We start from the raw sequence: 12,931 nt of genomic DNA, 5'->3' as shown, positions 1-12,931 counted from the left end.
CCTTTTTACATCAATTATTTTTCCAATTCTACCTCTAACTCAAATTTCATCACATGCATAATTTTCCCACCCAAGGAGATACTTATTTTTGAACAGCAGCTCCTGTAAGGAGGGAAAAACTTGAAGAGAAATAAAGTAGAAATTTGCGGGGTCGATACATCTAAGCTTCCAGTGCTTAAAAATGAAGAAATGCGGGAATTATTGAAAAAAATGCATGAAGGTGATTTATTTGCAAGAGAAAAACTTGTGAACGGTAATTTAAGGCTGGTTTTGAGTGTTATCCAGCGCTTTAACAACCGTGGAGAATATGTGGACGACCTCTTTCAGGTCGGGTGTATTGGACTTATGAAATCTATTGATAATTTTGATTTAAATCAAAATGTAAGATTTTCTACTTATGCGGTACCGATGATTATTGGAGAAATACGCAGGTATTTACGTGATAATAATCCAATCCGTGTCTCAAGATCACTTCGAGATATCGCCTATAAAGCTCTCCAAGTCCGAGAGAAACTTATGAGCAAAACTTCTCGGGAGCCAACTGCAGAAGAAATTGCAAAGGTATTGGAAGTTCCACATGAAGAAATTGTATTTGCCTTAGATGCTATCCAAGATCCGGTATCATTATTTGAGCCTATTTATAATGACGGAGGAGATCCTATTTATGTAATGGATCAACTGGGGGATGAAAAAAATCGCGACATCCAATGGGTTGAAGAAATTGCATTGCAAGAAGGGTTACGCAGGTTAAATGATCGGGAAAAATTAATCATTCGGAAGCGATTCTTTCAAGGGAAAACACAAATGGAAGTTGCTGAAGAAATTGGAATCTCACAGGCTCAAGTTTCACGATTAGAAAAAGCAGCAATAAAACAAATGAATAAGAATATCCAGTAAAAGAACTAGGTTGACCGATATGTGTGCGACATCACTTAACTTCAATTTGTATTAAGGTAGATATGAAAAACCTTATTATATTGAAGTGTAGTGTTAGACACTTTGTATATTGGTCAACTTGGTTCTTTTATATATATCAATTAATAATAATAATAAAGCCATTCTTAAAAAGGACTAATCATGCATATATATGTATTATCATAGGTTGGCCTTAGTTTAAATTGATCTAAAAAAGAGAGGGATGGCAATGGTTCGGATATCGGAATTCCAAGTTAAGGATGTTGTAAGCATTTCAGATGGACGAAAACTAGGCAACGTAGGAGATATCGAAATCAACTTAGATACAGGGAAAATTGAAAGCATTATTGTCGGCGGGTCTGGGAAAATATTAGGATTTTTCGGAAAAGAGGAAGAATTTGTTATTCCGTGGAATAACATTGTTAAAATTGGTGCAGATGTAATTTTAGTTCGATTCCGTGATCAAAATTATATGCAACAACAATTACAAGAACCTAAGCAGTAATATTTACAGCTTACCCGTATCTTACGGATAGGCTTATTTTTTATTATCTAATTATTAAAGGCTGTTTTCTTAAAGGTTGTTGCTTTTCCAAAAGCTCCAATGCTTAATTAAATTGGTTTCGTGCTCTTTTCTTCATCTAATACTTTATGCATAAGTGTAAAAACAACCGTAAAAATCCTACTGCCGATTTTTACTTTGTTACAAATAGCAACAAAGTATTAGAAAAGAGCCTTATTAAAATGAACATAACGGAAATATATGATAAACTGTTAGAAAGACTCTAACGTTAAAAATAGGAGAAAACAATGATTGAGCCATTTCAAAAAAAAGAAGAAGAATTTTTTATCATTGAAAAGTGGAATAATATAAATTCAAATATAGTTGCCGGATTCACAACAAAAAACGGTGGTAATAGCATAAATGATTATTATTCATTAAATTGTGGATTTCATGTTGGTGATGAATTGAGTGATGTGCAAAATAACCGTCAACAGCTCGCTGACAAATTAAATTTTTCTATAGATAATTGGGTGGGGGCAGAGCAAACCCACGGCATTCAAATAGAAAAAATCAATGAAATTCACAGAGGGAAAGGTTCCCTTAATTATTCAAGCAGCTTTCTTCATACTGATGGTTTATATACAGACAAAAAGAATATCCTATTGACCCTTTGTTTTGCTGATTGTGTTCCACTTTATTTTTTTGCACCTAAGTTAAACATGATTGGCATTGCCCATGCAGGATGGAAAGGTACGGTGAATGGGATTGCCAAGGAAATGATTGAAAAGTGGAAAGATGAAAAGATACCATTAACAGAAATACATGTTGTTATCGGTCCTTCGATATGTAAAGAATGTTATATTGTAGATAATCATGTAATCAGTAAAGTGAATAAATGGATTGATTCAACTACAAATTTACCTTACAAGGAAATTACAGCTGGACAATATCAATTGGATTTAAGAAAATTAAATTACACCGTACTTGTTAAGTCAGGTATATCTCCTGAAAACATATCTATTACAAAATATTGTACCAGTTGTGATCACAATGAATTTTTTTCACATCGACGTGATTCCGGTAAAACTGGAAGAATGCTTAGTTTTATAGGCTTGAAAGGAGATTGAAAATGAAAGTTGTTGAAAACCTTTCAATCATAAAAGAAAATATTGAAGCAGCATGTAAAAAATCTGATAGAAATCCGAGTGATATCCAGATTATTGCTGTTACAAAATATGTTACTGCTGAACGTGCTGAAGAGGCACTAGAGGCAGGGGTTATTCATTTAGGTGAAAACCGTGATGAGGGTCTAATTGAAAAATGGAATAGCTTAAATAATCGAGCAATATGGCATTTCATTGGATCACTGCAAACGCGCAAAGTAAAAAACATTATCGATAAAGTAACTTACATCCACTCACTTGATCGCCTCTCATTAGCAGAAGAAATAAATAAAAGAGCGGACAAGCCTGTTCTTTGTTTTGTCCAAGTGAATGTATCGGGTGAACAGTCTAAACATGGTATTAATCCGGAAGATGTGTTAAATTTTATACATAATTTAAAAGATTATAAAAATATAAAAGTGATAGGATTAATGACGATGGCTCCTTTGACAGAAGATGAAGAAATCATTCGTCAAAGCTTTCGTGGGTTAAAAGAATTACAAATGACTGTTAAAGCACTGCAACTTGACTATGCACCCTGCCATGAATTATCAATGGGAATGTCAAATGATTATACGATTGCTATTGAAGAGGGAGCGACATTTGTCAGAATTGGTACCTCATTAGTAGGTTAACTAAGCTGGACAAAATATAGGAGGTGTGAATTATGGGTATAAAAACAAAACTAAAATCATTTTTTTTATTAGATGATGAATACGAATATACCGAAGATGAAAAGATGGATAATGAGCCAGAACCTGAAAAATATGAAAAACCAACGAATCATAAACAAAATGTCGTTAGCTTGCAAAGTGTTCAAAAATCATCAAAAGTAATATTAGTCGAACCGAGAGTATATGCTGAAGCACAGGAGATTGCCGATCACCTGAAAAATCGCCGTGCGGTTGTTGTCAATCTACAGCGGATTGAACATGATCAAGCAAAAAGAATTATTGATTTTTTAAGCGGAACTGTTTATGCGATTGGTGGAGATATTCAGCGAATTGGTACAGATATATTTTTATGCACTCCAGATAATGTTGAGGTTTCAGGTAATATTACAGATTTAATTCAGAGAAATGATTTTGATTCGAGGTGGTCTTAAGTAAAATGGGCATAGTGGTGAATATTTTATTAAATGCAATAAATATTTATTCATACATCATTATTATTTATATTTTTATGTCGTGGTTTAATGCACAGCAATCATCAATAGGACAAATGTTTGCTCGTATTTGTGAACCATATTTAGAACAATTTCGTCGTTTTGTTCCTCCAATTGGAATGATTGATATCTCACCAATTGTAGCGATTCTTGTTTTACGATTAGCTAGTTCTGGATTAGTTCAGCTTTTTAAATGGACGATTTAGGTAGTGATTATAACTACCTTTTTCTATTTTAAATATAAGCTTTGTTAAACAATGTTGTTGTTTCAAATAAAACCCTGTATGGCATGCGCTCAGCTAGTTTTACTTCGTAAAGAAATCGCTTCACGCATACCATACAGGTTATTTATCAACAATAACCATTAACAAAGCATAATATTAAAAGTACTATGGGGTTTTTATGGACAATATATATCAACATTTTAGACCAGAAGAAAAGGAATTTATTGATCAAGTGATAAACTGGAGAGAGTTTGTGGAGGACAGCTATGCACCTAAGTTAACGGATTTTTTAGATCCAAGACAAATTCATATTGTCCAATCCATTATCGGTTCTGAACAAAATGTGAAGATGGGTGTGTTTGGTGGACATGCCGATTGTGAAAGGAAAAGAGTTCTTCTGTATCCTGAATATTTTTCTCCTGAAAAAGATGATTATCAAATTGTTCTTTTTGAATTAAAGTATCCAAATAAATTTGTAACGATTACACATCGCCAGGTTCTTGGTACACTTATGTCTTTAGGAATTAAGAGAGAAAAATTTGGTGATATTTTCATTCATCAAGAAAGAATCCAATTAATAATTGCAAAGGAATTACAGGAATATATCAAATTGGAGCTCGGACAAATCGGGAAAACCAGTGTACAGCTTATAGAAATGCCTTTAGATGAAGTTATTCATTCTGGTGAGATGTGGCATGAAATTCAAACAACTGTAAGCTCTTTACGATTAGATGCTGTCTTATCATCTGTTTATCATATTTCAAGACAAAAAGCACAGACACTAATACAGCATGGGCTTGTTAAAGTAAATTGGAGGACTATCGAGCAGACAGCATTTACCTGTGAAGAGGGTGATGTTATTTCTGCTAGAGGCTTCGGTAGAAGTAAAATATTGGTGATTGATGGGAAAACAAAGAAAGAAAAGTGGAGAATCCATGCGGGAGTATTGAAATAATTTGATAAAATTGCAGGAAAATCCCCACAAACTGTCGAAAAAAGTATAAAATAAAATCAGAGTGTTATTGTGGAAATCATTATATTACTTAGTGGAGGTGACAGAATGCCTTTATCGCCATTAGATATACATAATAAAGAATTCAGTAAAGGCTTTCGCGGGTATGTCGAGGATGAGGTGAATGAATTCCTTGATCAAGTCATAAAGGATTACGAATTAATCATTCGTGAAAAGAAGGACTTAGAAGAACAATTAACATCACTTAATGAAAGACTTGGTCATTTTACAAATATTGAGGAAACATTGCAAAAGTCGATTGTTGTGGCACAGGAAGCTGCAGAGGAAGTCCGAGGAAATTCCCAAAAAGAAGCAAAGCTCATTATTAGAGAAGCGGAAAAAAACGCTGATCGAATTGTTAATGAAGCTTTGTCAAAAGCGAGAAAAGTTGCCCTGGAAATTGAAGAACTGAAGAAACAATCGAAAGTATTCCGTACAAGATTTAAAATGCTAATTGAAGCTCAATTAGATTTGCTTCGAAATGACGATTGGGATAAATTAATGGAATTCGATATTGACGCTACAGAATTAAATCTTCAAGAAGAGCTTAAATAATCTTGACGAACTGAAATTATTTCACATATAATCTATTATAAAATAATATGTAATAAACGATGACAGGGACAGTACAATTGTTCAATATCTTATTATATAAAGCGAGCCAAGGATAGTGAAAGCTTGGTATAAGAGAATGGTTGGAAAATCACCCTAGAGTTCTGGATTTGAACTCCAAATGTTGAAATTACTTATTTGTATGTATTTGACATTTGGTTAGTAGAAAAAAGCGTTTCATTCTCGATACGAATGTTAGAGAGAACATCTTCTTCCTGAAGATTGTTTACTAGGGTGGTACCGCGGGAAAACCTTCTCGTCCCTTTTATAGGGATGAGAAGGTTTTTTTGTTTGAAAAGTAACTTCTATGTCAATAAAGTGAAAGACACCATCCTTGTATAAATTGAAAGTAAAATATATTTTGTTTTTTAATTAGGAGGTAAATAAAACAATGGATTATAAAGATACATTATTAATGCCGCAAACAGAATTCCCAATGAGAGGAAATCTCCCAAAAAGAGAGCCTGAAATTCAAGCAAAATGGGAAGAAATGAATATTTATAAAATGGTTCAAGAAAAAACGAAAGACAGACCATTATTCGTACTTCATGATGGACCTCCATATGCTAATGGCGATCTTCATATGGGGCATGCATTAAACAAAACACTAAAGGATTTTATCGTTCGATATAAATCGATGTCAGGCTACTGTGCTCCTTATGTACCTGGGTGGGATACACACGGATTACCGATTGAACAAGCTTTAACAAATAAAGGTGTAAAAAGAAAAGAAATGACAGTTGCAGAATTCCGCAAATTATGTGCGGAATATGCTTATGAGCAAGTTGATAATCAACGCACATCATTCAAACGTCTAGGTGTACGTGGTGATTGGGAAAATCCTTATTTAACATTAAAACCTGAATATGAGGCACAACAAATTAAAGTTTTTGGTGAGATGGCTAAGAAAGGCTATATCTATAAAGGACTTAAGCCTGTTTATTGGTCTCCTTCGAGTGAATCAGCGCTTGCTGAGGCTGAGATTGAATACAAAGACAAACGATCTGCCTCTATTTATGTGGCATTTGAAGTAAAAGATGGTAAAGATGTATTAGAGAATGGTGCAAAAATTATTATTTGGACCACAACACCATGGACAATTCCAGCAAATTTAGGAATTTCTGTCCATCCAGAATTAAAATATGTGGTTGTTGAAGTAGAAAATGAAAAGTATGTCATTGCTGAAGCACTTCTTGAAGAAGTGACAACCGTATTGGAATGGGAATCCCCAAAAGTCGTAAAAACGATCCTTGGAAAAGATTTAGAATATATTTTAGCTAAACATCCATTATATGATCGTGATTCATTGGTCATGTTAGGAGAACATGTAACGACTGATTCAGGTACTGGTTGTGTTCATACAGCACCTGGACATGGGGAAGACGATTTCCTTGTCGGGAAGAAATACGATTTAGATGTATTATCCCCTGTTGATGATAAAGGGGTTATGACTTCGGATGCACCAGGATTTGAAGGTTTGTTTTATGATAATGCAAATAAACCGATTACGGAAAAATTAGAGGAAGTTGGTGCTTTGTTAAAGTTAAACTTTATTACGCACTCATATCCTCATGATTGGCGTACAAAAAAACCTGTCATTTTCCGAGCAACAGCTCAATGGTTTGCATCTATTGATAAATTCCGTCCAGAACTTTTACAAGCTATTCAAGATGTTAATTGGGTGCCAACTTGGGGTGAAACACGACTATTTAATATGGTACGTGACCGAGGTGACTGGTGTATTTCTAGACAACGTGCTTGGGGTGTACCAATTCCAGTATTTTATGGTGAAAATGGTGAGCCGATTATTACTGATGAAACCATTCAGCATGTGTCTGATCTTTTCCGTACTCATGGTTCTAATGTCTGGTTTGAACGTGAAGCAAAAGATCTTTTACCTGAAGGCTTTACACATCCAAGTAGTCCGAACGGTAAGTTTTCAAAAGAAACAGATATAATGGATGTTTGGTTTGATTCTGGTTCATCACATCAAGCTGTTTTATTTGAGCGTGAAGACTTACAGCGTCCTGCAGATCTTTACTTAGAAGGATCAGATCAATATCGCGGCTGGTTTAACTCTTCTTTAACTACAGCTGTTGCTGTTACTGGAAAAGCTCCTTATAAAGGTGTATTAAGCCACGGCTTTGCACTTGATGGTGAAGGTAGAAAGATGAGTAAATCACTAGGAAATGTGATTGTACCGAGTAAAGTAATTAATCAGCTAGGTGCTGATATTGTTCGATTATGGGTTGCATCAGTTGATTATCAAGCGGATGTTCGTGTATCAGATCCTATCTTGAAGCAAGTATCAGAAGTATATCGAAAAATCCGAAATACTTTCCGCTTCTTGTTAGGTAATTTATCTGATTTTAATCCTGCTGCAGATAAAATTGCCTATAATGATCTACGTGAAGTTGATCAATATATGTTAGTAAAATTAAATCAGTTAATTAAACATGTTCGTGATGCATATGAAGGATATGAATTTTCAAGTATCTATCATGCAGTGAATAATTTCTGTACACTTGACTTAAGCTCATTCTATTTAGATTTTGCAAAAGATGTTTTATATATTGAGGCGAAAGATAATTATGAGCGTCGAGCAATGCAATCAGTATTATATGATTGTCTTATTTCACTGACAAAGCTGTTATCACCAATTTTGCCTCATACAGCAGATGAGGTATGGGCTTATATTCCTGAAGTTCAGGAAGTAAGTGTTCAATTAACAGATATGCCGGAATATGTAGACTTATCTAATGCTAAAGAACTTGAGGATAAATGGGGAGAATTTTTAAAGCTCCGGGATGATGTTTTAAAAGCATTAGAAGAAGCTCGAAATGAAAAAATAATTGGAAAATCATTAACAGCGAAAATTACTTTATATGTAAATGATAAAACGAAAAAATTATTAGATTCCATTTCGGAGAACATGAAGCAATTATTTATTGTTTCAGGATTCCAAATTGCTGGATCAATTGAAGATGCACCAGAAAATGCTTTAAAGTTAGAATATGCGGCTATTTTAGTTGAAAAAGCAGAAGGGGAAACATGTGAACGATGCTGGGTAGTTACAACTGAAGTTGGTACTGTGAAAGAGCATCCAACACTTTGTTCTCGATGTGCATCAGTAGTTGAAAAATCATATAAAAATGTATAAAGCTTATTTTGAAAACCCTTGAAGGTAAATCTTCGAGGGTTTTCTATTTTATGTAACTATATGAAAGAGTTACTCCACAAACATTGTGTAAAGTCGGGTAAACTATCGGTAACTCACTATAGGAGGGAATATCCATGTCGCTAAATAATGAACATCAACAGCTCTATGATTTACTTCATGTGATAAAAGCAGATTTACATTCATATGTGACAAATGATGAATTAATTAAAGATTTAATTAATGAAGAATTAAAGGATATTCATACTGCTCTTTCTAAATGGAATGATGGGGATTATGGAAAATGTGAGCGTACTGGTGAGGCTATTCCAAAGGAGTGGCTAGAAACGATTCCTACCTTGAAAACATCAGATGAATGGAATCAATTATGGGCGTTTGGCAAAATAACAATCCCTTATAGTTAAAATTCTAACTCATTACTAACTACTAAATCTTTTCTAAAGCCCCCTGTTATGCTACAATTCAAAGGAAGAAAGTGAATAATGATGGTTTATATGAAAAAAGCGGATACGGGGGTTTCCTTTGTGATTTATTACATACTAGCATTATTTGTAATGGCATTAGACCAATTGACAAAAATTCTTGTTGATAAAAACATGGAGATAGGGGAAAGTATACCAATAATTAAAAATGTCTTTTCCATTACCTCTCATCGAAATCAGGGCGCTGCTTGGGGAATATTACAAGGACAAATGTGGTTATTTTATTTAATTACACTAATAGTAGTAGGTGGAATTATTTATTATATTCAAAAGCACGCAAAAGGAAAACCGTTATTAGGAATCAGTCTTGCCTTTATGTTAGGTGGCGCAATCGGAAACTTTATAGATAGACTTGTTCGAAAAGAAGTAGTCGATTTCCTCTATGCAGAGATTATTAATTTTCCGATTTTTAATATTGCTGATGCCAGTTTAACTATTGGTGTTATACTTCTACTCATTCAAATGTTAAGAGAAGAGCGTAAGTTAAAGGAGAAAACATATGGAAATAATGGAACACACCATTCTTGATAGTGAAAATAATGAACGAATAGATAAAATTATTTCCGCACGAAATAACGAATGGTCCCGTTCACAAGTACAATTATGGATCAAAGAAGGCCATGTTCAAGTGAACGGTAAACAAGTGAAAGCTAATTACAAATGTAACATTGGCGATAAAATAATAATTGAGATACCTGAGCCTGAAAACTTGGATGTTGAGGCAGAGGAAATGAATCTTGATATTTACTATGAGGATGGAGACGTCTTAGTAGTAAATAAACCTAAAGGCATGGTAGTTCACCCTGCACCAGGTCATACTTCAGGAACTTTAGTAAATGGATTAATGGCACATTGTAAAGATTTATCAGGTATAAATGGAGTGTTAAGACCGGGGATTGTCCATCGTATAGATAAAGATACTTCTGGTTTATTGATGGTAGCTAAAAATGATTTTGCACATGAGCGCCTAGTAAATCAACTTGTTGAAAAATCAGTGACTAGAAAATACTTTGCCATTGTCCATGGGAACATTCCGCATGATCATGGAACTATTGACGCTCCAATTGGACGTGATCCGAATGATCGTCAAAGAATGACAGTTGTAGATAGTGGAAAGCATGCTGTTACTCATTTTCGCGTACTTGACCGATTTAATCAATTTACATTTGTAGAATGTGAGCTTGAAACAGGACGAACACATCAAATCCGTGTACATATGAAATATATAGGTTTTCCCCTTGTAGGAGATCCTAAATATGGACCTAAAAAAACATTATCAATTGATGGACAAGCCTTACATGCAGGTATTTTGGGCTTTGTTCATCCTCGAACAGAAAAATATTTAGAATTTGAAGCACCACTGACAGACGAGTTTATAAAGCTTCTTGATGAGCTAAAAAAGAAAGGTTGACAAAAATAAATTATAGTACTAAACTATTAGTAATTAAATAGACCTTTAATACAGTCCAGTGAGGCTGAGAAGGTATCGAAAAATAATTTATTTGGTAACGTTTCGTATACCCTCTTGCCTGCTAGGTGAGAGGGTTTTTAATTTAAATTGAGGTGGGATGGTAAATGTCTCAAAAAGCAATTGTACTTGATCAGGATGCAATTCGTAGAGCATTAACACGTATTGCTCATGAGATTATCGAGAGAAATAAAGGAATTGAAAATTGTGTATTAGTAGGTATTAAGACTAGAGGAATACATCTTGCTAAACGATTAGCTGAAAAAATTGAAAAAATAGAAGGAAAATCAATAGCTGTAGGGGAAATTGATATCACCTTGTATCGGGATGATCTTTCAAAAAAGACCAATAATGATGAACCAGAAGTAAAAGGTTCAAATATCCAAACTGACATTGCGAACCGTAAAGTAATTTTAATTGATGATGTTCTGTATACAGGACGAACAGTAAGAGCTGCTTTGGATGCACTAATTGATTTAGGTAGACCTTCTCAAATTCAGCTTGCCGTTCTAGTAGATAGAGGTCATCGTGAACTTCCGATTCGAGCTGATTTTATCGGTAAGAATATTCCTACTTCAAATGCTGAGAAAATTGTTGTTGCATTGAATGAAGTAGATGGATTAGATCAAGTTAGTATTAATGAAAAATAGATAGTACCTTTTAAAAGCAGTCCAGAGAGGCTGACAAAGGTGGAATAGGTAGTTGAAATGATAATGTTACCTCTCCATTTTTGTGCCCTCATTCTGGCTTTAGGCTATGAAGAGGGTTTTTTGTTTGGGAAAATTAGTAAGTGGAGGTAGCGAAAATGGGGAAAAATCAAAATTTAGTACTAGACATTCATGAAAAACCGAATTTTTCACAATGGATTACCTTAAGTATCCAACATCTATTTGCTATGTTTGGATCGACTGTATTAGTTCCGGTGCTGGTGGGCTTAAGTCCTGCAGTTGCACTTGCATCGAGCGGTTTAGGCACATTAGCCTATCTACTTATTACGAAAGGTAGAGTACCAGCTTATTTAGGGTCATCCTTTGCATTTATAGTACCATTAGGTATTGCAAAAGTAGCTGGCGGTCCTGGTGCAATGATGTTAGCTACGTTTATATCGGGGATTGTCTATGGAATTGTGGCATTGTCTATTAATAAGTTTGGTTATAGATGGTTAATGAGATTATTGCCGCCAGTAGTAGCAGGTCCTATTATCATGGTCATTGGACTGGGTCTTGCAGGAACAGCTGTTGGAATGTCGATGTATAAAAACTTCGGAGCTCCAGCTCAAGAATTAATTTATAGTACTAAGCATATTTTAGTAGCGCTTAGCACCGTTGCAATTACAATCATCGCTTCCACCTATTTCAAAGGCTTTTTAAAGCTTATACCTATATTATTTGGGATAGTCGGAGGATATATTATTGCTGCTTTAGCTGGTATCGTTAATTTCTCAATAGTAATGGAAGCTAAATGGTTTGAAATTCCTAATTTAACATTGCCTTTTGTAAGCTACGATCCATCTTTTTCATGGTCTATCGTACTTTTAATCGTACCAGTAGCAATTGTTACCTTAGCAGAACATATTGGGCATCAGCTGGTTTTAAGTAAGGTTGTTAATCGAGATTTAGTTGCTGATCCAGGCTTAGACCGTTCAATTCTAGGCGATGGAGTATCGATCATTATTGCTTCCTTGATAGGAGGACCTCCTACTACAACGTATGGAGAGAATATTGGAGTATTAGCCATTACACGTGCCTATAGTGTGTATGTCATTGGTGGAGCTGGTGTGTTTGCACTCTGCTTCAGCTTCATTGGAAAGGTCAGTGCATTTCTTAACTCAATCCCTCAAGCAGTAATGGGTGGAGTGTCAATCATCTTATTCGGTATTATTGCATCAAGCGGATTAAGAATGCTTGTTGAGCATAAAGTTGATTTTGGTGACAATCGTAATCTACTAATCTCCTCAGTTATTTTGGTTATTGGAATAGGGGGAGCATTTATAAAATTTACACCTGAATTTGAACTTTCAGGTATGGCTTTAGCAGCAATTATTGGTGTCATCTTAAATCTGGTATTACCAGGTCGTCCAAAAGACGATTCTGAACTCGATCTTTTTGGAGAGGTCGAAAAAGAATAAAATGAATATCACCTTTTAATAGAAGTCCAGAGAGACTTACAAGGGTGTTAGTGTAATGTGGATTAAAACTCACATTTAT

14 protein-coding genes are annotated in these 12,931 nt (G+C 34.7%); all 14 read left to right on the top strand.

Translation table 11 applies throughout. The features are described 5' to 3' along the window. The first annotated feature begins 120 nt into the window (after positions 1–120). The 14 genes from sigG (at position 121) to ACQKP0_RS06265 (ending at position 12,852) form a co-directional block, all read left to right on the top strand. Entirely contained in the window at positions 121–897 is a 777-nt protein-coding gene (sigG, locus tag ACQKP0_RS06330) for an RNA polymerase sporulation sigma factor SigG (RefSeq protein WP_427404967.1), read from the top strand. A gap of 247 nt (positions 898–1,144) precedes the next feature. After that, positions 1,145–1,420 carry a YlmC/YmxH family sporulation protein gene (locus ACQKP0_RS06325; RefSeq protein WP_427404966.1) on the top strand — a complete coding sequence of 92 codons (276 nt, stop codon included), beginning with the start codon at positions 1,145–1,147 and terminating at the stop codon, positions 1,418–1,420. Between the two features lie 305 nt (positions 1,421–1,725). Then, positions 1,726–2,547, top strand: coding sequence for a peptidoglycan editing factor PgeF (pgeF, locus tag ACQKP0_RS06320; protein ID WP_427404965.1), 822 nt, complete (start codon positions 1,726–1,728; stop codon positions 2,545–2,547). Positions 2,548–2,549: 2 nt separating this feature from the next. After that, a complete protein-coding gene (locus ACQKP0_RS06315) occupies positions 2,550–3,218 on the top strand; it encodes a YggS family pyridoxal phosphate-dependent enzyme (RefSeq protein ID WP_427404964.1) in 669 nt (222 codons plus the stop codon). 32 nt (positions 3,219–3,250) lie between these two features. Further along, positions 3,251–3,688 carry a cell division protein SepF gene (locus ACQKP0_RS06310; RefSeq protein WP_427404963.1) on the top strand — a complete coding sequence of 146 codons (438 nt, stop codon included), beginning with the start codon at positions 3,251–3,253 and terminating at the stop codon, positions 3,686–3,688. Positions 3,689–3,693: 5 nt separating this feature from the next. After that, entirely contained in the window at positions 3,694–3,954 is a 261-nt protein-coding gene (locus ACQKP0_RS06305; RefSeq protein WP_427404962.1) for a YggT family protein, read from the top strand. A 196-nt stretch (positions 3,955–4,150) separates the two neighbouring features. Continuing rightward, a complete protein-coding gene (locus tag ACQKP0_RS06300) occupies positions 4,151–4,927 on the top strand; it encodes an RNA-binding protein (protein WP_427404961.1) in 777 nt (258 codons plus the stop codon). Positions 4,928–5,032: 105 nt separating this feature from the next. Next, entirely contained in the window at positions 5,033–5,539 is a 507-nt protein-coding gene (locus ACQKP0_RS06295) for a DivIVA domain-containing protein (protein WP_427404960.1), read from the top strand. Between the two features lie 448 nt (positions 5,540–5,987). Continuing rightward, the gene (ileS, locus tag ACQKP0_RS06290; protein ID WP_427404959.1) at positions 5,988–8,756 is read left to right on the top strand and encodes an isoleucine--tRNA ligase; all 2,769 of its coding nucleotides are present in this window, start codon (positions 5,988–5,990) and stop codon (positions 8,754–8,756) included. Between the two features lie 134 nt (positions 8,757–8,890). Further along, positions 8,891–9,178 (top strand): TraR/DksA family transcriptional regulator, encoded by a 288-nt coding sequence (locus tag ACQKP0_RS06285; RefSeq protein ID WP_427404958.1) that lies wholly within the window; start codon positions 8,891–8,893, stop codon positions 9,176–9,178. Positions 9,179–9,298: 120 nt separating this feature from the next. Continuing rightward, positions 9,299–9,784, top strand: a complete 486-nt coding sequence (lspA, locus tag ACQKP0_RS06280) for a signal peptidase II (RefSeq protein ID WP_427404957.1) — start codon at positions 9,299–9,301, stop codon at positions 9,782–9,784. After that, positions 9,756–10,667: an RluA family pseudouridine synthase gene (locus tag ACQKP0_RS06275; RefSeq protein WP_427404956.1), complete on the top strand. Its 912-nt coding sequence runs from the start codon at positions 9,756–9,758 to the stop codon at positions 10,665–10,667. The genes lspA and ACQKP0_RS06275 overlap by 29 nt, the downstream gene beginning before the upstream one ends. Before the next feature lie 164 nt (positions 10,668–10,831). Further along, positions 10,832–11,374, top strand: coding sequence for a bifunctional pyr operon transcriptional regulator/uracil phosphoribosyltransferase PyrR (gene pyrR, locus ACQKP0_RS06270; RefSeq protein ID WP_427404955.1), 543 nt, complete (start codon positions 10,832–10,834; stop codon positions 11,372–11,374). A 155-nt stretch (positions 11,375–11,529) separates the two neighbouring features. Continuing rightward, a complete protein-coding gene (locus ACQKP0_RS06265; protein ID WP_427404954.1) occupies positions 11,530–12,852 on the top strand; it encodes a uracil-xanthine permease family protein in 1,323 nt (440 codons plus the stop codon). The last annotated feature ends 79 nt before the right edge of the window (positions 12,853–12,931 follow it).

The sequence above is a fragment of the Heyndrickxia sp. NPDC080065 genome (genome assembly GCF_050281185.1).
Lineage (GTDB): Bacteria > Bacillota > Bacilli > Bacillales > Bacillaceae_C > Heyndrickxia.
The sequence above is the reverse complement of the archived record's forward strand: the minus strand, read 5'-3'. Positions and strand labels throughout refer to the sequence as shown.